Origin of the sequence: Phenylobacterium sp. (assembly GCF_046291545.1) — a bacterium.
GTDB lineage: Bacteria > Pseudomonadota > Alphaproteobacteria > Caulobacterales > Caulobacteraceae > Phenylobacterium.
The window spans coordinates 139,741-161,373 of record NZ_JBKBSM010000006.1 but is presented as its reverse complement, the minus strand read 5'-3'; the positions used below and the strand labels follow the sequence as shown (position 1 = coordinate 161,373).

Genomic DNA, 21,633 nt, shown 5'->3' with positions numbered 1-21,633 from the left:
TCCACGGCCGTCGCCATCGCCGCCCTGTCGTCCGCCGACAGTCGGCCGAAACCTGAAATGAAGCCGTCGCCGAACAGGCCGGGCGATGCTGCGGCCGCGGCGGCGGCGCCTTCAGCGCGGCCAGGGCGGCGAAGGGCGAGGCCTCGGCCACCCGTTCGGCCTTGCGCCCGGCGCGCTTGTCCTCGGCCGGCTCGCCCCGCCGCCGCCAGGCCTGCGGCTCGCCGGGCTGCGCCTTGCCCTGGGGGGCAAAGCCCAGGCCCTTCAGGATCGCGCGCGCCTCGGCCTCGCTCCAGCCCAGCTCCTCGCGGGCCTGGTCGGAGAACACCGCCGCCGCCCCCTGCCGCGGCGCCCCGCGCAGCAGTTCGTCCAGCCGCTCCAGCGCGCTCACCGGAACCGCCAGTCCCGCCACCCGGCGAAGGCCGAAGGCGGCCAGGGCGGCGGGCGCGGGCGCCGGGTCGGGCAGGCGGCTCGGCCGGTCGGCGGGCGGGCGCCAGCCGCCGGCGCCGGCCGCCGTCGCGAATCCATGGGTGAACGCCTGGGCGAAGGCCAGGGCCTCGGGCTTCAGGAGCCCGGGCATGAACAGGCTGAAGGCGCCGATCCGCACCCCCAGGCCCTTCAGCGTGCGCCGCTCCACCTGGCTCAGCGCCCGGGTCTCCTCGCGCACCGCGGCGCGGTCCAGCACTCCGCCGCCCTCGATCAGCCGATAGGCCAGGCCCCGGGCTAGGCCCTTGACCGCGCCCTCGGCCACCGCGCTCTCCAGCCGGCGCAGGGGCGACAGCCGCCGGCCCGCCTCGGCCGCGATGAAGGCCTCCAGCCGCCGCGCCGCCCGCTCGCGGGCCGCCGCCGGGCCGAGCTCGCCCAGCAGCCGCACCCGCGGGGCGAACGGCGCGCCGCCGGCCAGGGCCCCGGCCGCTTCGCCGCGCCACAGCACCAGCCCGTCGGGCGCGAGGGCGAAGGCCTCGTCGCCCTCCGCCGCCAGGGCGCCCAGCCGCCGGGCGATCTCCGGCGCCACCGCCGCGTTGGCCGCCGCCCGCAGCGCCTTCTCCTCCAGAAGGCTGGCCCCCTGCGCCGGCTCGAAGCGCACCCCGCTCAGCCGGCCGACATAGTGGCCCTCCACCGTCACCTCGCCGTCGCCGCCGACCCCTGCCAGCACGTCCTCGCGCACCCGCAGCGCCCGCATCAGGGCGCTGGTGCGGCGGTCGACGAACCGGGCCATCAGCTTTTCGTGCAGGGTGTCGGACAGCCGGTCCTCCAGCGCCCGCGTGCGCCCCTGCCAGCCGGCCGCGTCGGCCAGCCAGTCGGGGCGGTTGGCCACATAGGCCAGGGTCCGCACCCCCGCCAGCCGCGCCGACAGGGTGTCGATCTCCCCGTCGGTGCGATCCAGGTGGCGGAACTGTCCGGCCATCCAGTCCTGCGGGATCTTGCGCTCGCGGCTGGTCAGCCAGCCGAAGAACTCCCGCGCCAGGCGCAGGTGCTCCTCGTTCGAGGTCTTGCGGAAGTCCGGCGTCTGGCACACGTCCCACAGCCGCATCAGCGCCACCCTGTCGCGGCAGCGGTGCGCCACGTCCGGATCGGCGGCGAGCTGGCGCAGGGTGGTCTCGTCCAGGCTCTCGGCCGCCAGCTTCAGCCCAGCCCGGTCCGGAGGCCGCGACAGGCTGGCCATCAGGTTCGCAAGGCTCGAGAAGTCCAGCTTGGCGTTGCGCCACTCGCCCGCGCCCAGCGGCTCGAAACGGTGGCCCTCCACGGCCGCCACCAGGTCCGGGTCCATGTCGTCGGCCTCGCCAGTCACGCCGAACGTGCCGTCCCGGCGGAAACGCCCCGCCCGCCCGGCGATCTGGCCGATCTCCGGCGGGTGCAGCCAGCGGGTGCGCCGCCCGTCGAACTTGCGCAGGCCCGCGAACGCCACATGGTCCACGTCCATGTTCAGGCCCATGCCGATGGCGTCCGTGGCCACCAGGAAGTCGACCTCGCCGGACTGGTAGAGCTCCACCTGGGCGTTGCGGGTGCGCGGACTCAGCGAGCCCATCACCACGGCCGCGCCCCCGCGCTGGCGGCGGATCAGCTCGGCGATGCCGTAGACCTGGTCGGCGGAAAACGCGACCACCGCCGTGCGCCGGGGCAGGCGGGTCAGCTTCTTGGAGCCCTGGTAGGTCAGGGCCGAAAACCGCTCGCGCGCGACGATCTCGGCCTTGGGCAGCAGCGCGCGCACCAGGGGGGCCATGGTCGCGGCCCCCATGAACATGGTCTCGTACTTGCCGCGGGCGTGCAGCAGCCGGTGGGTGAACACGTGGCCCCGCTCGGGGTCGGCGCAGAGCTGGATCTCGTCGACCGCCAGGAACTCCACCTCCCGCGACAGCGGCATGGCCTCCACGGTGCAGACGAAATAGACCGCCCGCGGCGGGACGATCTTCTCCTCGCCGGTGATCAGCGCCACCGCCCGCGGCCCGCGCAGCTTGACGATGCGGTCGTAGATCTCCCGCGCCAGCAGCCGCAGCGGCAGGCCGATCATGCCCGAGGCGTGGCCCAGCATCCGCTCGACCGCCAGATGGGTCTTGCCCGTGTTCGTCGGACCCAGCACCGCCACCAGCCGCGACGGCGCCTGTCCCGTGGGACGGTCGCTCATGACCTCAAGGTGGGGCGGGAATCGGGACCCGGCAAGCGCCTGCGACGTCAGGGCAGGGGAGGGCTCGCCCCCGGCTTTCCGATCAGGCGGAGTCCGGATGGGCGCGGTGGCGGCCGCGGGTACGCGACCTTCCCGTATGCTGTGCGCCCGAAGGCGCAGCCCGCAGCTCCACGATTGACTCGGCCGCCGCCGACCTTTGTACCGCCGATGCGGCGAAAGTCACCGTCTCCTGCAAGACGGCGTCTCGGGGGATCTCGGCGGCGAGGCCGTTCTGGCTCGAAAATCCTTGACTTTGGGCAAGATTGATGTTCTTGTGTTGTTCATGTGTGCGGCGCCCACCGAGATGACCGAACGGCAGGGCCGGGTGCTGTCCGAGCTTTGCGACATGGGCCTGGAGCTGACCCGCAAGCTGCACCGCATGGCCATGGACTGTGAGGACGCCGAGGAGGCCCAGCGCCTGGCCGCCGCCTTCCATCGCCTGTCCCGATCCGTGCGCCAGACCCTGGCCCTGGAAGCCCAGCTCGAGCGCCAGGCCCGCCGCGACCTTCTTGAGGCCGAGCATCGGGCCGAGGCGGCCCGCGCCCGCCGCCTCGAGCAGCGCACCGACCAGGCTGACGCCCGCCTCACCCGCCTCATCTGGACCGAGGCCGACCCCGCCGAGGCCTACCAGCTGCACAGGCTGATGGGCGTGCTCCTCGCCGACGAGGCCGCCCAGGACCGCTTCCTCGAGGGCCCGCTTACGGCCGTCATCGACCGCATCCGCGAAGACCTCGGCCTCGGCTGCGAGGCCGAAGACGACGAGGACCTGGAGCCTCCCCCTCTGGGGGACCGCGAAGCGGCGGCGGGGGCGCGCCCGCCCCCACGCCAGCCGGACCTCCACAGCTCCGCCTGAGCCGGCCGAACGTCTCCGGCCCGGAAGCGCGCGCCCAGCCTTGCGCCAGACCCAAGCCCCCGCGTCACGGCGCGCCCGCTCCCCCTCGGGGCGCGGGGCGCCGGCGCGCGCCTCAGCCCTTCTTGGCCGCGGCGATGTAGTTGTCGATCACCCGGTCCAGAACCGTCAGCGGGGTGCCCCCCGCCAGCAGGCCCGCGTCATGGAACTTGCGGATGTCGAACTTGCGGCCCAGGGCCTTCTTCGCCCGCTCGCGCGCGTTCAGCCAGGTCATCTTGCCGACCATGTAGCTGCAGGCCTGGCCCGGCCACACGCAGTAGCGCTCGACCTCGGTGATCGTGCCCGCCTCGGTGTCGCCCAGGGTGTCCATGTAGAACTTCACCGCCTGTTCGCGGCTCCAGCGCTTGTCGTGCATGCCCGAGTCCACCACCAGGCGCACGGCCCGGAACATGGCGTCGTGGATCATGCCGATGTGGCCCAGGACGTCGTTGTCGTAGGCGCCCATCTCGACGGCGAGCTGCTCGGCGTAGAGCGCCCAGCCCTCGCTGTAGCCGGAGAAGCCGACCACCTTGCGGATCAGCGGCAGGTCGCCGGCCTCGTTGTTCAGGGCCAGCTGCAGGTGGTGGCCCGGAATCCCCTCGTGGTAGCTCAGCGTCGGCAGGGTCCAGGCCGGCACCTCGGCGGTGTCGCGCAGGTTGATCCAGTAGATCCCGGGCCGCGAGCCGTCGAGGGAGGGGGAGTTATAGTAGCCCCCCGGCGCCCCGGCCTCGATCGCCGGCGGCACCCGGCGGATCTGCAGCGGCGCCTTGGGCAGCTGGCCGAACCACTGCGGCAGCTTCTTGGAGATCGCCTCGACCTGCTCGTTCAGCTTGGCCAGCAGCTCCTCCTTGCCGGCGTCGGTGTTTGGGTAGATCTGCTTGGGGTCCTCGGCCATCGCGCGGAAGCGCTCGCCGACCGAGCCCTGCGTGTAGCCGGCCTTCTTCATCAGCACGTCGGCTTCGGCGCCCAGGCTCTGCACCAGGTCCAGGCCCAGCTTGTGGATCTCCGCCGGGGTCATCTCGGCGGTCGTGTAGTTCTTCAGCGAGACCGCGTAGTATTCCTCGCCGTCGGGCAGGCGCCAGCAGCCGGCGTCATGCACCGCCGTGGGCCGCAGGCTTTCCAGGAAGGCGAGCTGGCGCTCGAGCGCGGGCTTCACCTGGTCGACGTAGAGCCCTTCGGCCTGGCCGGCCCAGTCGCCCTCGATCTTCTTCTCGCCCGTGCGCCGCACCAGGCTCTTGACCACCGGCGCCTCGGCCGGGGCGTAGGCCAGGAAGGCCTTGAGCTGGGTCATCGCCTTGTCGAGCACGAAGTCCGGCGGGGTCACCCCCAGGGCCACGTCGTGCTTGGCCACCTCGACCTCCTGGTCCAGCAGGCGGCCGAAGGATTCCATCCGCGCCAGATAGGCGTCGGCGTCGCCCTTGGCCTCGATGACGTGCTGGTTGTCCAGGAAGTCCGGCATCGACTGGTAGGAGCCGGTCAGCTGGGAGAGCACATAGGGCGCGCCCGAGCCCTGGCCGCCGTACTGGAACTTGGTGTCGCCCTCGTGCTGCACCGAAAGGGTGAACTCCACGGTGTCGTAGTTCACCGCGTCCATGCCCGACAGCTGCTTGCGGTCGATCGCCTTCAGCGCCTTGAGCTGCTCGGCGGTCTTGGCCTTGTTCTCGGCCAGGGCGGTCAGCGAATAGTCCGACAGCTCCGACTTGGTCCAGGCCATCGCCCCCTTGTCGATGCCCAGGTACGTCGGCAGCTCGGGCATCCGGCGGAAGGAGTCGGCCATCGCCTGGTCGAACAGGGCGTACATCTTGGCCGCTTCGCCGGTCGGGGCGGCGGCGGCGGCCTGCGCCATGCGCGGCGCTGCGGCCACGAGGCCGAAGGCGGCGGCGGTGGAAAACAGTTCGCGACGAGTCTGCATGGGATTGGTCCCCCTCCCGGTCAACCGTAACATTGGCCGGGAGTGTTACGCGGGCTCGGCCGGCTGCGCGCCTTAATTCTGCGTAATCCGCATTCTGCGTAATCCGCCGGGTCCGGATCAGTCCAGGGTGCGCCGGAACCGCGCCATCGCCAGGGCCGTGACCACGCAGACGAAGGCGACCAGGGCGGCCAGCTCGCGCCACATGTCCTCCAGCCCCTGGCCCTTCAGGAGCGCGCCGCGCACCACCCTGAGGAAATGGGTGACCGGGATCGCCTCGCCGATCGCCTGGGCCCATGCCGGCATCCCGCGGAAGGGGAACATGAAGCCGGACAGGAGGATCGAGGGCAGGATGTAGAAGAAGCTCATCTGCATCGCCTGGAGCTGCGAGCGCGCCAGGGTCGAGATCAGGAAGCCCAGCGCCAGCGAGCCGACGATGAACAGCGCCACCCCCAGCGACAGGCCGATCCAGCCGCCGCTCATCGGCACCCCGAACAGGAACCGCGCCAGCACCAGGATGATCAGCGTCTGCACCAGCCCGACCAGCACATAGGGCGCGAGCTTGCCGATCATCACCTCGATCGGCTCGGCCGGGGTCGCCAGCAGCGATTCCATCGTGCCGCGCTCGTTCTCCCGGGTCACGCTCAGCGCCGTCATCATCACCAGCGTCAGCGACAGGATCACGCCCAAGAGCCCCGGCACGATGTTGTAGGCGGTGACGGCCTCGGGATTGTAGCGCCGGTGGACCACCACCTCGAACGGGGCTGCGGCCTGGCCCCGGGCGGCCAGGGCGCCCTTCAGGTCGTGGGCCAGGGCCTCCTGCGGCAGGGCCGCCAAGGCGGCCACCGCCCCGCTGGTGGCGCTCGGGTCGGTGGCGTCGGCCTCCACCAGGATCTGGGCCTCGTCGCCGCGCACGACCCGGCGGCTGAAGTCGCCGGGAATGGTCACGGCGAACTGCACCTCGCCCTTTCGCACCATGTCGTCCAGCTCGGCCGGGGTGCGGGCCTGGGCGACCAGGTCGAAGAAGGCGCTGTTGCGCATCGCCGCCAGGATCGAGCGGGCGAACACGCCGTCCTCCTGCGCCAGCACCGCGGTCGGCAGGTGGCGGGGCTCGGAGTTGATCGCATAGCCGAACAGCAGGAGCTGGATCACCGGGATCGCCAGCATCATCGCGTAGGTCAGCCGGTCGCGGGTGAGCTGCTTGAACTCCTTGACCAGCACGGCCATCACCCGGCCGCCCGAAAAGCCGTGGCCGTTCGCCCCGCTCATTGGAAGTTGTCCTCGGAGCGGTTCATCAGGTGGATGAACACGTCCTCCAGCGTCGGCTCCACCGGCGTCCAGCGGTAGGGCTCGCGCCGCCACGGCGCGATCGCCGCCTCCAGGGCCTCCCGGTCCTGACCGCTGACGTGCAGGGCCGCGCCGAACGGGGCGGCCATCTCCACCCCCGGCCGCGCGCCGATCTCCTTGGCCAGCCGGTCGACGCCCGCGCCCTCGCCGCGCAGGGTGACGAGGTGCGAGCGGGCGACCACCTCCTCGGCCGTCCCGCGGGCGATCAGCTTGCCGTAGCTGATGTAGGCGATCTCGTGGCAGCGCTCGGCCTCGTCCATGTAGTGGGTGGAGACCAGCACCGTCAGCCCCTGGGCCGACAGGGCGTGGATCTCGTCCCAGAACCCGCGCCGCGCCTTGGGGTCGACCCCGGCGGTCGGCTCGTCCAGCAGCAGCAGCTTCGGCTCGTGCAGAGTGGTGGTGGCCAGCGCCAGCCGCTGCTTCCAGCCGCCGGAAAGGGCGCCGGCGAGCTGCTTGCGCCGCTGCGCCAGCCCCAGCCGCTCAAGCGCCTGATCGACCCGCTCGCGCCGCCGGTCCAGCCCGTAGACCCGTGCGGTGAACTGCAGGTTCTCCTCGATCGTCAGGTCCTCGTAGAGCGAGAACTTCTGCGTCATGTAGCCGGTCCGCCGCTTGATCGCCGCGGCCTCGCCGATCAGGTCGAAGCCCAGGCACTGGCCTTCGCCGCTGTCGGGGGTCAGAAGGCCGCAGAGCATCCGCAGGGTGGTGGTCTTGCCCGAGCCGTTGGGGCCCAGGAAGCCGCAGATCCGCCCTTCCTCCAGCTTCAGCTCGACGTCCTGGACGACGTGCTTGTCGCCGAAGCTCTTGTTCAGGCCATGGACGTCGATCGCCAGGCTCACGGCCGCGCCTCCAGCGGAACCACGTCCACCGGCTGGCCGGGGTTCAGGAGGGCCGAGGGCCGGGCCTCCACCAGGTAGACCAGCCGGTCGCGGGTCTCGCGGCTGTAGATCACCGGCGGGGTGAACTCCGGCCTTGGGCTGACATAGGTGATCTGGGCGCTCAGCCCTTCGGCGCAGCCGTCGCAGGAGAACCGGACCGTGCGGCCCGGCCGGTAGAGCGCGACGCTCGCCTCGGGCACGAAGAAGCGCAGCTTCACCCGCGCGTCGGGCAGGAGCGACAGGACCGGCTGATTGGCGCTGGCCCATTCCCCGGGCTGGAAGAAGACGTCCTCGACCCGTGCCGGGCCGGGGGCGCTGGGCGCGGCGTCGGAGAGCCGCGCGCTGGTGGAGGCGACGGCGGCCTTGGCCTGGACCACCTGGGCCTCGGCGGCGCGGATCTGGTCCTCCCGCGCCCCGAGCGCCGCGGCGTCGCGCCGGCGCCGGGCGGCCGCGGCCTGGGCGAGGGCCGCGTCGTGCGCGGCCTTGGCGTCGTCCAGCCGGGCGGGGGCGTAGACGCCCGTCTTCACCAGGGGGCGCACGCGGTTCAGGACGGCGGCGGCGTCGCGCACCTGCGCCTCGGCCGCGGCGATGTCGGCGTCCAGCACGGCCAGCTCGATCGGCCGCTGGCCCTTGCGCGCGTCCCGCGCCTGGGCTTCGGCCGCGGCCAGCCGGGCCAGGGCCTCGTCCCGCGCCCCGCCCACCTGGGAGGTGTCGACCACGAAAAGTTCCTGGCCGGCCGCCACGCGCTCCCCGCGCTGGACGAACACCGCGCGGACCGGCCCGGCGACGGGCGCGGCCATGTAGAGCGGCTCGCCCTCGACGTAGCCGGACAGCACCTGCGGCCGGTTGATCCGCGGGACCAGAACGATCGCCGCCACCACCGCCGCGGCGGCGAGCACGAGAACCGGGACGAGCAGGCGGTGCGGGCTCATGCGCAGGGGTCCTTGTCGGCGAGCATGCCCTGCAGCAGCGTCTCCACGTGCTGGCGGGCCAGGCGGGGCAGGTGGAAGGGCTCGGCGCCGATCGGCACGAAGGTCTCGCGCCAGATGACGCCCAGCAGCAGCGGGCTGATCAGGGACAGGGCGTAGGCGCGCGGGTCGCCGGCCCGCACCTCGCCGCGCGCCTGGGCCGCGGCGATCGCGCCGGCCATCGCCCCCAGGGCCGGCCCGACCAGCTCGTCGTGCCAGACGCGGGCGAGGGCGGGGAAGTTCTGCGCCTCGCCGATCACCATCTTGGCCACCCCGCCCACAGGGGTGGTCTCGACCATCGCGGCCATCCGCTCGGCGACGCCTCGGACGAGGTCGGCGAAGGGACCCGGATGGCCGGCGATGAGGCCGAGGACGAGCTGGATGTTGGGCGCGATGGCCTGCTCCACGACCGCGTGGAACAGCTCCTCCTTGGTGGCGAAATAGAGGTAGAGCGCGCCCTTGGAGACGCCGGCGCGGGCGGCGATGTCCTCCAGCCGCGCGGCGGCGAAGCCCTTTGCGGCGAACACCTGCAGGGCCGCCTCGACGATCTCGTCCGGGCGTTCGGCCTTGCGCCTGCGGAATTTCGGCTCCCCGGTGGGCAACATGTTCGATCGCAAATAACTGACTGGTCAGTTACTAATAGCGAGGGGCGGCCCCCCTGGCAAGCCGTCGCGATTGGCGAATGGGCCAGCCCGTGCCACCGTCGCGGGAAGCGGAGGCGTGGATGAGCGATCTGGCGGAACGGTCATTGATGATGCGCGCAGGTCGCGCGCGGCTGGCGATCGGGCTGGTTCAGGGGCTGGCGCTGTTCGTGCTGTTCGACCGGCTGAAGCCGGGCGACGGCGAGGTCCTGTCCTCGTGGCTGGCCGCGGCGCGCGCCGCGGCGGTGCTCACGCCCTTCGTCCTCCTGGGCGGACTGGGCGCGATGCGGATCAGAGCCCTGGCGGCCTGGGGCGCAGCGGCGGCCGTGGGGGTCGCCGCGATCGGCGGCTATGCGGCGGCGACCGGCCACGACGCCCTGCGCAATTCGACACCCTGGCCGCTTTACGGCGGGGCGACCGCCGTGACGCTGTTCATCATCCACCACCTCGTGGTGGCCGCGGACCAGGAAGGACGCTGGCGGGCGAGCTACCGCCGCTACTTCGACCTGGGCTGGACCGACGCGGTCCGGCTGGCCCTGTCGGCGGCCTTCGTGGCGGCGCTCTGGATCCTGCTGATGCTGGCCAAGAGCCTGTTCGACATGATCGGCCTGGAGGTCGTGGGACGGGCGATCCGCAACGCCTGGTTCGCCTATCCGGCCACGGCGGTCGCCTTCGCCATGGCGGTGCACCTCACCGATATCCGCGCGAGCCTGGTTCGCGGCGTGCGGACCGTGGCCCTGGCCCTGCTGTCCTGGCTGCTGCCGCTGATGGCGCTGATCGTCGGCGGGTTCCTGGCGGCGCTGCCGTTCACCGGTCTGGAGCCCCTGTGGAACACCCGCAGCGCGGCCGGGGTGCTGCTTGCCGCCGCCGCCGCCCTGATCATCCTGATCAACGCCGCCTACCAGGACGGTCCGCGCGAGGACCTGCCGGCGCTACTGAAGTGGGCCGGGCGGATCGGCGCGGCCCTCATCGCGCCGCTGGTCGGCGTGGCGGCCTACGCTCTCGGCCTGCGCGTCAGCCAATATGGGCTCACCCCGGAGCGGATCTTCGGCGGCGCCTGCGTGCTGGTGGGCGCGGTGTTCGCCGTCGGCTACTTCGCAGCCGCGTTCTCCAAGGGCGCGTGGTTGAAGAGGGTGGAAGCCAGCAACGTCGTCACCGCCCACATGGCGGCCGTGATCCTTCTGGCGCTGATGTCGCCCCTGGCCGATCCACGACGCCTGTCGGTGGAGGACCAGGTGCGGCGGCTCAACACCGGCCGGGTGACGCCGCAAGAATTCGACTACGCCTTCCTGAAGTTCCGCGCCGGCCGCTGGGGCGAGGCGGCCCTGAAAGACCTGGCGGCGAGGCGCGAGGGGCCGAACGCCGCGGTCATCGCCGCACACGCTGCCCAGGCCCTGAAGCAGGAGAACCCCTATGATCCGCTTCCGCCCACCGGCGCCGAACGCGCGGCTGCGGTGGCCGTCGCCGGGGGCCGGGCGCTGCCGCCCAGCTTCGCGGCGCAGACCTGGCCCGCCCGCGACGATCCCCTCCGCTTCTGCGCAGGCCGTCCGGCGAGGGACCGGCCGACCTGTGCGGCTCTGCTGGCCGACGTGGACGGCGACGGGCGCGAGGACATCATCCTGTTCGGGGGCGGCGAACGCTCCGCCTTCGCCGAACGGGACGGGCGCTGGACGCGCCTTGGGCGGCTGGAAGGCCAGATCTGCGGCGACGAGGTCGAGAGCGTGGTTCAGGGCAAGGCCAGGGTCGTCCCGCCCGTCGACCGCTGGCTCGACGTGGAGGTGGCGGGACGCCGGCTGAAGGTGGCGCCGCAGCCTGCCTGCCCGGGCGTCGACCGGGACGTCGCCGACGTCGCGATCATCAAGCCGCGGGCCAGTCCGGGCGCGGATTAACGGGGCTTGGTTAACGGCAGGAACGCGCGCGAAACGAATCAGGACCGAATCACTGACTCGGCCCGATTCGGGATTTGTTCTATACTAGAGATTGTAGTTGATTTGCGATTAACCACAAACAGCTTCGCCGTAACCGCGCGCCGCCGCACGCAGAGTCAGGCCTCGCCTTGACGCCGGGCGCGGCTTTCGCCTATATCGCCGCTCCCGCGCGGGTCCGCCCGCGTCACTGACTTTCCACGCGTAGGGTTGAACACCATGTCGCGCCGTTGCGAACTCACGGGCGTTGGTCCGATGGTCGGCCACAATGTGAGCCACTCGAACATCAAGACCAAGCGCCGCTTCCTGCCCGCCCTGGCCCCGGCCACGCTGCAGTCCGACGCGCTCGGCCAGTCGTTCAAGCTGCGCATCACCAATGCGGCGCTCCGCACGCTGGATTTCCGCGGCGGTCTGGACGCCTTCCTGGTCAAGGCCCGCGACGAGGACCTCTCGCCGCGCGCGCTGAAGATCAAGAAGCAGGTGAAGGCCAAGCTCGCGGAAACCGCCGCGGCCTGAGCCGATCGATCCTGAAGATGTGAAAAGGCCGGCGGTGACGCCGGCCTTTTTCGTTGCGCCCTACTTCAGCGTCGCGTCGAGCAGGGCTGTCAGCTCGCGCCAGTGGCGCTCGGAGGCTTCGCGGTTGTAGACGGGCATGTCCGGCGGGGCGTAGCCGTGCAGCGCGCCCTCGTAGATCGTCACCTCGGCGTCGACGCCGGCGGCCTTGAGCGCCGCATCCAGCCGGTCCTTCTGGGCCACGTCGAACCCGCGGTCGTTGTCGCCGCCGGCCACCAGCACCCTGGCCCTGATCTTCGGCGCCAGCAGGTGCGGACTGTTCTCCGCGTCCGTCGCCAGGCTGGAGCCATGGAAACACCCGGCCGCGGCCACCCGGTCGGGGTAGCTCCCGGCGGCGCGCAGGGCGAATCCCGCACCCATGCAGTAGCCGGTGACGCCCACCTTCGGGCCCTTCACGTCCGGTTGGCCGGCGAGGTAGTCGAGGAAGGCACGGGTGTCGGCCATCGCCTTCTCCGGGTTGGTGCTGCCCATGAGCCTGGCGAAGACGGCGCGGCGCGTCTCCTCGTCCTTGAAGGCGGCCTTCAGGTCGATCGGCTCATAGGGGCCGGCGCGCCAGAACATGTCCGGCAGCAGGACGAAATAGCCGTGGTCCGCAAGCCGCTGGCCCATCTCGAACAGGGCCGGGCGGATCGCCGGCGCGTCCATGTAGAAGATCACCGCCGGCCAGGGGCCGGAGCCAGCATCAGGGCGGAACACGAAAGCGCGCGCCTCGCCCTCAGCCGTGGGAATGGAGACGTCGGTCCGGCTCATCGCGGCCTTCCTATGACTTCGGGCTCCAGTCGAACGCGAGCAGCAGGGTGCGCTGGGAGCTCGAGAAATTATCATCTGAAATCAGATAGAAGCGAATGTCGCCATTGGCCTGGGGGAGGGCGTCGAGGCCCTCGAAATTGTCCACCGTCAGGGGCCGGGAGAGGTCCATGCGGTCCACCTCGCCGGCGGGGCCCTGGATCGTCAGGGTGATCCGGCTGCCGCGGACCGGGTCCCAGGCGCGCAGCAGATAGGCCGTGCGGCCGGCCGGCAGGCGGGTGATCGCCACGAGGCCGAACTCCGGCGGCTTGGCCACCGCGGGACCGGCCACGCAGACGGCCACCAGGCGGCAGGTCCAGGTCTGACCCGAGTCCTCGCCGCCCACGACATAGGCGCCGGCGCCGGCCGCGGGGTCGGCCGCCAGGGCCTCCATGCCGCCGTTGTCGGGGAACGACGCTTCGGGCGCAGGCGCGGGGCGCGGCGGGCCGCCGTTCGCCGGGTAGAGCCAGATACGGTGGCGGCGTTCGAAACTCACCAGGCGAGAGCCGTCGGCCAGCAGGGCCAGGCCCTCGGCGTCGGCGTCGACCTTGTTCTGCAGCGGCGCGCCGTCCGGACCGGTCATCGGCGTCAGCCTGGCGTCGGCCACGCCGGTCAGACGGCCCGACGGGTCCAGGGCGAGGCGGGCGCGCAGCAGGTCGCCGTCGTCGCTGACGGCGATCAGGGCCCCGTCCGACCCGATGCGCACGTCGGAGAGGCCATGCAGCCGCGAGGTGTCGCTGGAGCTCAGCGCCAGACCGCCCGCATAGCGGAAGCGGCCGATCGCCGCCTGCGCCGGATCGTCCGGATTCAGGGGCACGGCCTGAACGGAGACTGCGACGGAAGGCCCGGCCGGAACGGGTGCGGAGGGCAGCGTGGCCTTGGTCGGCGCGCAGGCGGCCGCCGCGAGCAGCGCCAGGAGCGTCAGCGCGCGACGAACTGGCCTCACGCGATGGCTCTCCGGACTTCCTTGAAGGTCGAGCCCCGCGTCGGCCCCTGGGGCCCCTGGGTGGAGGGCGGGGGCTGCAACAGGCCCGCGGACCTGCGGCTCACCTTCCGCGGCTCCTCGTCGAAGAGCTCGGCGAGCTGGTCGACGATGACGCCGGCGAGCTGCTCGACATCGACGATGGTGACCGCCCGGCGATAGTAGCGGGTGACGTCGTGGCCGATGCCGATGGCGATCAACTGCACCGGGCTCTTGCCCTCGATCTCGGCGATCACCTCGCGCAGGTGGCGCTCCAGGTAATGGCCTGAGTTCACCGACAGGGTGGAATCGTCGACCGGCGCACCGTCCGAAATGACCATCAGAATCCGGCGCTGCTCAGGCCGCCCGAGCAGGCGCTGGTGGGCCCAGATCAGGGCCTCGCCGTCGATGTTCTCCTTCAGGAGGCCCTCGCGCATCATCAGGCCGAGGTTCTTGCGCGCGCGCCGCCAGGGCGCGTCGGCGGCCTTGTAGATGATGTGGCGCAGGTCGTTCAGGCGGCCGGGCTGGGCGGGCTTGCCGGCCTTGAGCCAGTCCTCGCGGGAGGAGCCGCCCTTCCAGGCGCGGGTGGTGAAGCCGAGGATCTCGGTCTTCACCCCGCAGCGCTCCAGGGTGCGGGCCAGGATGTCGGCGCAGACCGCGGCCACCATGATCGGGCGGCCCCGCATCGAGCCGGAATTGTCGATCAGGATCGTGACGACGGTGTCCCGGAATTCGGTGTCCTTCTCCTCCTTGAAGGAGAGGGGGGCGGTCGGGTCGATGATCACCCGGGTCAGGCGCGCCACGTCGAGCAGGCCCTCTTCCAGGTCGAAGTTCCAGGAGCGGTTCTGCTGGGCCATCAGCTTGCGCTGCAGCCGGTTGGCCAGGCGCGAGACGACGCTGGACAGGCTGGCGAGCTGCTGGTCCAGATAGGCGCGCAGGCGGCCCAGCTCCTCGGCCTCGCAAAGCTCCTCGGCGGCGACGATCTCGTCGTGGGCCGTGGTGAAGACCTTGTAGGTGGCCGGCTTGCCTTCGCCCTTGAGGTCCGGCCGGGCGGGCTGCTCGCCCTCGCCCATGTCGGGCGGCTCGTCGGTGTCCTCGGCGTCGGGGTTCTCCTCGGCCTGCATCATCTCGCTGTCGGCGTCCTCGCTTTCGCGGTGGGTCGCCTCGCTGTCGTCCATGGCCGCCTGCTGGGGCGACTGGCCTTCGCCCTCGCCCTCCTCGCCGTCCTCGGCGGCTTCGGACTCGCCGTCCTCGTCGGATTCCTCCTCCTGCTCCGGCTGGTCCGGGGCGTCCGACAGATCGTCGGCCATGGACAGGTCGCGCAGGATGGTGCGGGCGAGGCGGGCGAAGGCCCTCTGGTCCTCGACCACTTCGGCCAGCTTGTCGAGGTCGGCGCCGGCCCTGGCCTCGACGTCGGCGCGGAACATGTCGACCATGGCCTTGGCGCCGTCCGGCGGCGCCTCGCCGGTCAGGCGCTCGCGCACCATCAGCGAGACCACCTCGGGCCAGGGCGGCGCCGCCTGGGCCTCGATCGGGTTGAAGGTGCGCCGGGCGTACTGCTGCTCCAGCACCGCCTTCAGGTTCTCGCGCACGCCGCCCATGGCGTTGGCGCCCAGGGCCTCGATCCGCGCCTGCTCGAGGGCGTCGTAGACCGGCGCGCCGATGGCCGAAGCCGGCCGGGTCTTGGCGTGCTTGGCCGGGTCGTGGTGGGCGATCCGCAGGGCCATCTGGTCGGCCAGGCCGCGGATCCGGGCCGCATCGGCGGCCGACAGGTCGCGAGGCGGGTGCGGCAGCACCGCCCGGTTGCCCTGAAGCTGCGGCCCCTCGCCGGAATAGACGATCTCGAGGTCCGGCGTTTCGGCCAGCGACCGGGCCGCGTTGGCCAGGGCGCGCTTGAACGGTTCGATCGGGCTCTCAGGGGACTTGGCCATGATCGTTCAATTAAACATCCCGCCGAAGGTGCGAAAGGCCATTCCGCATCGGCGACGCGGCGGAACGCAAGGCCCAGCCGCTGCGTTGGCTCGGGGCGACAACAGGATTGGAGGCAAGAGTCATGCTCAAGTGGGCGCTCATTTTCGCCGTCATCGCGCTGATCGCGGGCGCGTTGGGCTTCGGCGGCATCGCCGGCGCGGCGGCCGGCATCGCGAAGTTCCTGTTCTTCATCTTCGTGATCGGTTTCCTGATCTTCCTGGCGCTCGGCGTCTTCGCAGGCAAGAAACTCACCGGAAGATAGACGGCGGTTCGAAGGCTCCGGCGGCCGCGCGGCCGCCGGAGCCGAACCCCTAACGCGCGGCCAGCCAGGCCTTGGACTGGCTGTCCACCAGGTTCACCAGATCGCCCATCGCCAGGTTGGCGTCGATCAGGTGCAGGCCCCAGTCCTTCTGGACCACGCCCCCCACCACAACGTCGCCGGCGATGTCGTCCGTGCGCGGGTCGGCCGGGTCGGCGTTCACATGCACCGACAGATAGTTGAACTTGCCGGAGGTGGCGCACTGGGCCGTCAGCAGGCCGGGCGTGGAGACGAACGGCGTCTCGACCTTGGGGCCGTCCTTCACCCAGGCCGGGGGCTCTGAGGCGTCCGCGGCGATCATCGCGCCGGCGGACAGGTAGGGGTGCAACTCGCCCGGGCCGCCGGACAGGTTGGCCGGGTTCACGCAGGCCGTGACCATGGTCGAGCCGGGCTCGCGGGGGGCGCCGAAGCGGCTGTTCGCCGGCGGGGGCGCGGTGTCGCGGAACGAGGCGTAGGCGACGGCGCAGCCGGTCTGCGTCGGCTCACGGCAGAGCGGGATGGTCTTGAACAGGCCGGTGTCCTTGCCCTGCTCGACCGGCAGGTTCGTACCCAGCAGCAGGGCCGAGACCAGCAGCTTCTGGGCCGGCTTGCCGTCGATCTCGTTGACGATGAGCTGGGTCAGCATGCCCGAGCCCTGGGAGTGGCCGATCAGCACCACGCCGCGGCCCTTGTTCTCGTGCTCGAGGTAGTGGTTCCAGGCGTCGCGGACGTCGTCGTAGGGCGTGGTGGGGCGCGGCCCCGAGGCGGCCGGCCCGCCGGCCACCGCCGCGCGCAGGGCGGTCAGGGTGAACTGGCGGTACATGGGCGCATAGACCCGGCACTTGGAGCCGAAGCGGGAGAGCTGCTGCTCGACCACGCGCCGCTCCTCGGCGTTGGGCGTCATGTCCGAGATCACGCCCGGATCGAGCGAGACCGTGGGGTAGACGTAGAAGCAGTCCACCGGGGCGTTCGGATCGGCGGCCCAGGTCTGTCTGGTCATGGACCCGTCGGCCGTGATCACCGTGGCGGTGTTGTCGCCGGCGCAGGCGTCCTCGCGCCCGGGCCAGCACAGCCAGCTCGCCTTGTCGCCATAGTCATTGGGCGCGGGCTTTTCGGGCGCCTGGGCGAACGCGGCGGCGCCGACCGCCAGGGCGCAGAGACCCCCGGCCGCCATGAGAATCCTGGACATTTCCATCCCCACTCAAATCGTTGAACGAACAATGGGCGGGAGATTGGCCCCGGCGCGAGCCGGGGTCCAGTCGGATTCTAAGGTTCGGTATGCCGAGGCCGGGCGGCTCAGCTCACCCGCACGCGGGCCGTGCTTTCCGGCAGGTCCTGGCCGAAGGCGCGCTGGAAGAACTCGGCCACGGTGCCGCGCTCCAGCTCGTCGCACTTGTTCAGGAAGGTCATGCGGAAGGCGAGGGCGATGTCGCCGCCGAAGATCTCGGCGTTCTGCGCCCAGGTGATCACGGTCCGCGGGCTCATGACGGTGGAGATGTCGCCGTTCATGAAGGCGTTGCGGGTCATGTCGGCGACGCGGACCATGGCGTTGATCGTGCGCTTGCCGTCGGGGGTGTTGTAGTTCGGCGCCTTGGCCAGCACGATCTCGGCCTCGACGTCGTGCGCCAGGTAGTTGAGCGTGGTGACGATGGACCAGCGGTCCATCTGCGCCTGGTTGATCTGCTGGGTGCCGTGATAGAGGCCGGTGGTGTCGCCCAGGCCGATGGTGTTGGTCGTGGCGAACAGCCGGAAGAACGGGTTGGAGCGGATCACCCGGTTCTGGTCCAGCAGGGTCAGCTTGCCGGACGCCTCCAGAACGCGCTGGATGACGAACATCACGTCCGGGCGGCCGGCGTCGTACTCGTCGAACACCAGGGCGATCGGCCGCTGGATGGCCCAGGGCAGGATGCCCTCGCGGAATTCGGTGACCTGCTTGCCTTCCTTCAGGACGATGGCGTCCTTGCCGACCAGGTCGATCCGGCTGATGTGGCTGTCGAGGTTCACCCGGATCATCGGCCAGTTGAGGCGCGCGGCCACCTGCTCGATGTGGGTCGACTTGCCGGTGCCGTGATAGCCCTGGACCATCACCCGCCGGTCGAAGGCGAAGCCGGCGCAGATCGCCTTGGTCGTCTCCGGATCGAACTTGTAGGTGGGGTCGACGTCCGGGACGTGCGGGTCGCGGGTCGAGAACGCCGGCACCATCATGTCCACGTCGACGCCGAAGGTGTCGCGCACGGACACCTTCCGGTCGGGAACCATGGTGATCAGCTTGTCTTCTTGAGTGTCGGCGAACGAGGTCATGGCGCGGTTCGATTACAGGGTTACGGAGGCGATGCAAACGGGTGTTTGCGACATTCGCCGATGCGACTTCATGCCCGCAAGTCCTTCCGCAACGTCAGGACGGCTGACGATTGGGCGTGCCCGGGCCGCCCGCGCCCGCTAGTCTGGAGCGCGAACGGGCGCGAGGACGCCCGCACAGGGAGGACAAGCCGATGCGCCAGGCGCTCGCCGAGCCGCACGCCATCACGGTCACGCCGCAACCCTCGGGCTTCGGCGCCGAGGTGAGGGGGCTGGACCTGTCCCGCCCCCTGCCGGACGAGGCCCTGGCCGAGGTGAAGGCGGCCTGGGCGCGCCATGCGGTGCTGGCCTTCCCTGACCAGCCGCTCAGCCTGGAGGCGCTGGAGGCCTTCACCCAGGCGATCGGCCCGTTCGGCCACGACCCCTTCATCGCGCCGATGCCCGGCCATCCCAACGTGCTGGAGCTGCGCCGCGAAGCCGACGAAAAGGCCACCAACTTCGGCGCAGGCTGGCATTCGGACTGGAGCTTCCAGGCCGAGCCGCCGGCGGCCACGCTGCTCCGCTCGCAGGTGGTGCCGCCGGTGGGAGGCGACACCCTGTTCGCCGACTGCGCGGCGGCCTACGAGGCGCTGACGCCGGCCTTCCAGGCGCTGCTCGCCCCGCTGAAGGCGGTTCACTCGGCGTCCCTGGCCTACGGGACCAAGGGCGTGTTCGCCCGGGAGACCGAGAAGCGGACAATGAAGATCATCGTCAGCCCCGAAGCCGACAAGACCCAGGCCCATCCCCTGGTGCGCACCCATCCGATCACCGGGCGCAAGGCGCTCTACGTGAGCCCGGTCTACACCCGCGGGATCGAGGGGATGACCCACGCGGAAAGCGCCGCGATCCTGAAGTTCCTCTACGAGCACATGACCCAGGACCAGTTCGTCTACCGCCACAAGTGGCGACCGGGCATGCTGCTGATGTGGGACAACCGCTGCACCGTGCACTTCGCCGAGGGCGGCTACGACGGCCATCTGCGGGTGATGCACCGCACGACCGTCGCCGGGGAGCGGCCCGTCTGAGGCGTTGCTGACAGGAGGCTGGCAGCAGCAGGCGCTTATCCTGCAGGCAGGATCACACCTTCGGAGACGCCAGATAAAGCGCACCTACCTGGGAAGCTGCCACTGCGGACAAGTCCGCTTCGAGGCGGACATCGACCTCGGCGCCGGCACGGGCAAGTGCAACTGCTCGATCTGCACCAAGCGGCGCACCTGGGAGGCCCTGATCAAGCCGGCGGACTTCCGCCTGCTGTCGGGCGCGGACGTGCTCAGGGACTATCAGTTCGGGACGATGAGCGGCCATCACCGCTTCTGCTCGGTGTGCGGCGTCGCCCCGTTCGGCGACGGCCACATCGAGGCGATCGGCGGCGACTATGTGGCCGTCAACCTGGGGGCCCTGGACGACGCCGATCCGGCGGACCTGGCCCAGGCGCCGGTGCGCTACATGGACGGGCGCCACGACAACTGGTGGAGCGTGCCGGCGGAAACCCGCCACCTGTGAGCGGCTAGAGCTGCGATTCCAGCTTGCGGCGGGCGGCGGGCGTGAGGGCGGCGGCCCAGCCGGCCGCCTCGGCGGCGCCCAGGATGTGCTCCGGCGGGACCACCTCGGGGCCTTCGCCGGGGGGCAGGGGCGGGGTGTAGTAGCCCAGGGCGTAGCTGCCCATGGCGTAGCCGAGCAGGGCCTGGAGCTCCGGCTCCAGATCCTTGGCGATGTGCGGTGGACAGGAGAGGTACTGGTTCTCCTCCTGGCGCAGCCAGCCCAGGCAGTAGGTGATGTTGATCCCAATCCGGTCGTGATCGGCGCGGTTCTCGCCGCCGGCGTGGATCACCGAGCCGGAATAGACCAGCACCGAGCCCCGCTCCATTTCCGCATAGCCGATCTCATGCGGCTCTGCCTTGCGGCCTTCGGGCCAGGCGGGGCTGCCGGGGACCACCTGGGTGGCGCCGTTCTCCTCGGTGAAGTCGGTCATGGCCCAGATGGTGTTGAACTGCGGCTCCACCCCCTGAATCCAGCCTCCCCAGGCGAGCTTGTCGCGGTGGAGCATCTGCCTGGGCTGGCCCGGGCGGATGCGGATCACCTGGGTGAGATGGAGCTGGTAGCGCGAGCAGTAGCGCAGGAGGAAGGCGTCGGCCGCCGCCAGCACCGCCGGATGCGTCACCAGCTTGCGGGCTTCCGCGGAGCGGGCCACCAGGGCGCCGGTGCGGGTGGTCCGCACGCCGGAAAAATCGTCCGTGCCGGCCGGCGTCGCCTCGATGTAGGGCCTGAGCTCGGCCATCACCGCGTCCACCTGGGCGCGGGGGATCACGTGGTCGAGGATCAGGGCGCCGTCGGTGTCGAGGATCTCGCGGATCGCCTCGGCCGGGGCGTCCGCCGGCAGGTGCTGCAGGCTGGGCATGGTCGTTTCCTCCAGCTCCACCTTCGGCTCCGGCGCGGCGCGGCGTCAATCGGCCAGACGATCCCGACGATCAGACGATCCCGACGATCAGACGATCCCGGCGATCAGACCATCCCGGCCTTGCGCAAGGTCTGGTAGGCCTTGATCACCCGCTGCAGCTTGTGCTCGGCCGAGCGGTCGCCGCCGTTGGCGTCCGGATGGCAGCGCTTGACGAGCTCGGTGTAGCGCTGGCGGATCTTGGGCCCTTCGGCGTCCTCGTCGAGGTCGAGGTCGGCCAGGGCGTTGCGCTCCAGCTTGCCGAGCCGCCGCCCCGTCGGGGCCTGCGCCTGCGGCTGGGGGGTGGGGCCGCCGCCGCCGAACATGTTGTAGGGGTCGCGATAGCCCTGGCCGCGGGCGAAGTTGGCGGTGAAGGCCGCCGCCTCGCGCGACATCCGGCCGGCCTTCATCTCCCAGGTGGGGCGACCGCCGGTCATCAGTTCCTCCTCGCGGCGGGCGCGGATCTCGCCCTCGCTCATGCCGGAGAAGAAGTTCCAGTTGCGATTGTACTCAGCCGCGTGCGGCTGGCAGAACCAGTAGTGCTCGTGCAGCATGTCGCGCGACTTGGGCGCGCGCGCCGTCGCCGGCAGGCGGCAGCCAGGGTGATCGCAAGCCCGCTCCCCGGGCTTCAGGGCATAGACATCCTCGGCCTGCGCCTGCTCCCCCGGCTTGGGGGGGCGCACGCGGATGTCGACGAACTTGGGCCTGTATTGAAACGCGCCGCTCATGGCCCAAGTATGAGGTTCAAAGATTCCCTTTCAAGAATTGAAGACGCGGCCGATGGGCGCCATATTTGAAGCCATCCAAACCAAGCTGACCGCAGCGTTCTCGCCGACCCGCCTGGAGATCGAGGACGAGTCGGCGCGCCATGCCGGCCACGCGGGGGCCAGGCCCGGCGGGGAGAGCCATTTCAACGTGCTGATCGAGGCGCCGGCCTTCGCTGGGACGCCGAAGGTGGCGCGCCAGCGGATGGTCTATCGCGCGCTCGCCGAGGAACTGGCGGGCCCGGTGCACGCCCTTTCGGTGAAGGCGCTGGCGCCCGGCGAGCCCTGAGCCG

The 21,633-nt window shown here is 71.1% G+C and carries 20 protein-coding genes; 7 read left to right on the top strand and 13 right to left on the bottom strand.

From position 1 onward, the window contains the following. The coding region (locus tag ACK4YQ_RS14495) for a helicase-related protein (protein WP_409612132.1) at positions 1-2,623 on the bottom strand (2,623 nt) is incomplete at its 3' end. A gap of 343 nt (positions 2,624-2,966) precedes the next feature. Between ACK4YQ_RS14495 and ACK4YQ_RS14490 the strand changes: the two genes are divergently transcribed. Next, positions 2,967-3,515, top strand: a complete 549-nt coding sequence (locus ACK4YQ_RS14490) for a hypothetical protein (RefSeq protein WP_409612131.1) — start codon at positions 2,967-2,969, stop codon at positions 3,513-3,515. A 112-nt stretch (positions 3,516-3,627) separates the two neighbouring features. Here the strand turns inward: ACK4YQ_RS14490 and ACK4YQ_RS14485 are convergent, their stop codons facing one another. The 5 genes from ACK4YQ_RS14485 to ACK4YQ_RS14465 all read right to left on the bottom strand — a co-directional run bounded on the left by ACK4YQ_RS14485 (position 3,628) and on the right by ACK4YQ_RS14465 (position 9,255). Continuing rightward, entirely contained in the window at positions 3,628-5,463 is a 1,836-nt protein-coding gene (locus ACK4YQ_RS14485) for a DUF885 domain-containing protein (RefSeq protein WP_409612130.1), read from the bottom strand. Positions 5,464-5,580: 117 nt separating this feature from the next. Then, positions 5,581-6,729 (bottom strand): ABC transporter permease, encoded by a 1,149-nt coding sequence (locus ACK4YQ_RS14480; RefSeq protein ID WP_409612129.1) that lies wholly within the window; start codon positions 6,727-6,729, stop codon positions 5,581-5,583. Continuing rightward, on the bottom strand, positions 6,726-7,643 hold the full coding sequence (locus tag ACK4YQ_RS14475; protein ID WP_409612128.1) for an ABC transporter ATP-binding protein: 918 nt from the start codon (positions 7,641-7,643) through the stop codon (positions 6,726-6,728). Before ACK4YQ_RS14475 ends, ACK4YQ_RS14480 begins: the two co-directional genes overlap by 4 nt. Continuing rightward, positions 7,640-8,614 carry an HlyD family secretion protein gene (locus tag ACK4YQ_RS14470; protein ID WP_409612127.1) on the bottom strand — a complete coding sequence of 325 codons (975 nt, stop codon included), beginning with the start codon at positions 8,612-8,614 and terminating at the stop codon, positions 7,640-7,642. The genes ACK4YQ_RS14475 and ACK4YQ_RS14470 overlap by 4 nt, the downstream gene beginning before the upstream one ends. Then, complete coding sequence (locus tag ACK4YQ_RS14465; protein ID WP_409612126.1) at positions 8,611-9,255, bottom strand: TetR/AcrR family transcriptional regulator; 645 nt, start codon at positions 9,253-9,255, stop codon at positions 8,611-8,613. Before ACK4YQ_RS14465 ends, ACK4YQ_RS14470 begins: the two co-directional genes overlap by 4 nt. 119 nt (positions 9,256-9,374) lie before the next feature. On the opposite strand from ACK4YQ_RS14465, the gene ACK4YQ_RS14460 reads away from it, so the two are divergent. Continuing rightward, positions 9,375-11,180 carry a DUF4153 domain-containing protein gene (locus ACK4YQ_RS14460; RefSeq protein WP_409612125.1) on the top strand — a complete coding sequence of 602 codons (1,806 nt, stop codon included), beginning with the start codon at positions 9,375-9,377 and terminating at the stop codon, positions 11,178-11,180. Between the two features lie 255 nt (positions 11,181-11,435). Beyond that, positions 11,436-11,732: a 50S ribosomal protein L28 gene (rpmB, locus tag ACK4YQ_RS14455; RefSeq protein ID WP_409612124.1), complete on the top strand. Its 297-nt coding sequence runs from the start codon at positions 11,436-11,438 to the stop codon at positions 11,730-11,732. Positions 11,733-11,792: 60 nt separating this feature from the next. On the opposite strand, the gene ACK4YQ_RS14450 is transcribed toward rpmB, so the two are convergent. From ACK4YQ_RS14450 to cobT, 3 genes are read right to left on the bottom strand one after another with little or no spacing between them, the layout of a single operon-like run. Then, positions 11,793-12,539: a dienelactone hydrolase family protein gene (locus ACK4YQ_RS14450; protein WP_409612123.1), complete on the bottom strand. Its 747-nt coding sequence runs from the start codon at positions 12,537-12,539 to the stop codon at positions 11,793-11,795. 10 nt (positions 12,540-12,549) lie between these two features. Then, positions 12,550-13,521, bottom strand: a complete 972-nt coding sequence (locus ACK4YQ_RS14445; RefSeq protein WP_409612122.1) for an esterase-like activity of phytase family protein — start codon at positions 13,519-13,521, stop codon at positions 12,550-12,552. Continuing rightward, positions 13,518-15,467: a cobaltochelatase subunit CobT gene (gene cobT / locus ACK4YQ_RS14440; RefSeq protein ID WP_409612121.1), complete on the bottom strand. Its 1,950-nt coding sequence runs from the start codon at positions 15,465-15,467 to the stop codon at positions 13,518-13,520. Before cobT ends, ACK4YQ_RS14445 begins: the two co-directional genes overlap by 4 nt. Before the next feature lie 122 nt (positions 15,468-15,589). On the opposite strand from cobT, the gene ACK4YQ_RS14435 reads away from it, so the two are divergent. Continuing rightward, a complete protein-coding gene (locus ACK4YQ_RS14435) occupies positions 15,590-15,769 on the top strand; it encodes a DUF1328 family protein (protein ID WP_409612120.1) in 180 nt (59 codons plus the stop codon). Between the two features lie 49 nt (positions 15,770-15,818). Here the strand turns inward: ACK4YQ_RS14435 and ACK4YQ_RS14430 are convergent, their stop codons facing one another. Together ACK4YQ_RS14430 and cobS are read right to left on the bottom strand one after the other, a co-directional pair. Further along, positions 15,819-16,994, bottom strand: coding sequence for a DUF3089 domain-containing protein (locus tag ACK4YQ_RS14430; protein ID WP_409612119.1), 1,176 nt, complete (start codon positions 16,992-16,994; stop codon positions 15,819-15,821). A gap of 107 nt (positions 16,995-17,101) precedes the next feature. Continuing rightward, entirely contained in the window at positions 17,102-18,106 is a 1,005-nt protein-coding gene (gene cobS / locus ACK4YQ_RS14425) for a cobaltochelatase subunit CobS (RefSeq protein ID WP_409612118.1), read from the bottom strand. 191 nt (positions 18,107-18,297) lie between these two features. Between cobS and ACK4YQ_RS14420 the strand changes: the two genes are divergently transcribed. Continuing rightward, positions 18,298-19,167: a TauD/TfdA dioxygenase family protein gene (locus ACK4YQ_RS14420; RefSeq protein ID WP_409612117.1), complete on the top strand. Its 870-nt coding sequence runs from the start codon at positions 18,298-18,300 to the stop codon at positions 19,165-19,167. A gap of 4 nt (positions 19,168-19,171) precedes the next feature. Beyond that, complete coding sequence (locus ACK4YQ_RS14415; RefSeq protein WP_409612116.1) at positions 19,172-19,645, top strand: GFA family protein; 474 nt, start codon at positions 19,172-19,174, stop codon at positions 19,643-19,645. Between the two features lie 4 nt (positions 19,646-19,649). Here ACK4YQ_RS14415 and ACK4YQ_RS14410 read toward each other — a convergent pair whose 3' ends face one another. Continuing rightward, entirely contained in the window at positions 19,650-20,561 is a 912-nt protein-coding gene (locus tag ACK4YQ_RS14410; RefSeq protein ID WP_409612115.1) for a phytanoyl-CoA dioxygenase family protein, read from the bottom strand. Between the two features lie 83 nt (positions 20,562-20,644). Next, positions 20,645-21,304: a J domain-containing protein gene (locus ACK4YQ_RS14405; protein ID WP_409612114.1), complete on the bottom strand. Its 660-nt coding sequence runs from the start codon at positions 21,302-21,304 to the stop codon at positions 20,645-20,647. Positions 21,305-21,356: 52 nt separating this feature from the next. Between ACK4YQ_RS14405 and ACK4YQ_RS14400 the strand changes: the two genes are divergently transcribed. Further along, positions 21,357-21,629, top strand: a complete 273-nt coding sequence (locus ACK4YQ_RS14400) for a BolA family protein (RefSeq protein WP_409612113.1) — start codon at positions 21,357-21,359, stop codon at positions 21,627-21,629. The last annotated feature ends 4 nt before the right edge of the window (positions 21,630-21,633 follow it).

Excerpts from the sequence above, each read along its gene's own strand:
- ACK4YQ_RS14490 (WP_409612131.1), top strand. The coding sequence starts at position 2,967 with ATGACCGAACGGCAGGGCCGGGTGCTGTCCGAGCTTTGCGACATGGGC.
- ACK4YQ_RS14485 (WP_409612130.1), bottom strand. The coding sequence starts at position 5,463 with ATGCAGACTCGTCGCGAACTGTTTTCCACCGCCGCCGCCTTCGGCCTC.
- ACK4YQ_RS14480 (WP_409612129.1), bottom strand. The coding sequence starts at position 6,729 with ATGAGCGGGGCGAACGGCCACGGCTTTTCGGGCGGCCGGGTGATGGCC.
- ACK4YQ_RS14470 (WP_409612127.1), bottom strand. The coding sequence starts at position 8,614 with ATGAGCCCGCACCGCCTGCTCGTCCCGGTTCTCGTGCTCGCCGCCGCG.
- ACK4YQ_RS14465 (WP_409612126.1), bottom strand. The coding sequence starts at position 9,255 with ATGTTGCCCACCGGGGAGCCGAAATTCCGCAGGCGCAAGGCCGAACGC.
- ACK4YQ_RS14460 (WP_409612125.1), top strand. The coding sequence starts at position 9,375 with ATGAGCGATCTGGCGGAACGGTCATTGATGATGCGCGCAGGTCGCGCG.
- rpmB (WP_409612124.1), top strand. The coding sequence starts at position 11,436 with ATGTCGCGCCGTTGCGAACTCACGGGCGTTGGTCCGATGGTCGGCCAC.
- ACK4YQ_RS14450 (WP_409612123.1), bottom strand. The coding sequence starts at position 12,539 with ATGAGCCGGACCGACGTCTCCATTCCCACGGCTGAGGGCGAGGCGCGC.
- cobT (WP_409612121.1), bottom strand. The coding sequence starts at position 15,467 with ATGGCCAAGTCCCCTGAGAGCCCGATCGAACCGTTCAAGCGCGCCCTG.
- ACK4YQ_RS14435 (WP_409612120.1), top strand. The coding sequence starts at position 15,590 with ATGCTCAAGTGGGCGCTCATTTTCGCCGTCATCGCGCTGATCGCGGGC.
- ACK4YQ_RS14430 (WP_409612119.1), bottom strand. The coding sequence starts at position 16,994 with ATGTCCAGGATTCTCATGGCGGCCGGGGGTCTCTGCGCCCTGGCGGTC.
- cobS (WP_409612118.1), bottom strand. The coding sequence starts at position 18,106 with ATGACCTCGTTCGCCGACACTCAAGAAGACAAGCTGATCACCATGGTT.
- ACK4YQ_RS14420 (WP_409612117.1), top strand. The coding sequence starts at position 18,298 with ATGCGCCAGGCGCTCGCCGAGCCGCACGCCATCACGGTCACGCCGCAA.
- ACK4YQ_RS14405 (WP_409612114.1), bottom strand. The coding sequence starts at position 21,304 with ATGAGCGGCGCGTTTCAATACAGGCCCAAGTTCGTCGACATCCGCGTG.
- ACK4YQ_RS14400 (WP_409612113.1), top strand. The coding sequence starts at position 21,357 with ATGGGCGCCATATTTGAAGCCATCCAAACCAAGCTGACCGCAGCGTTC.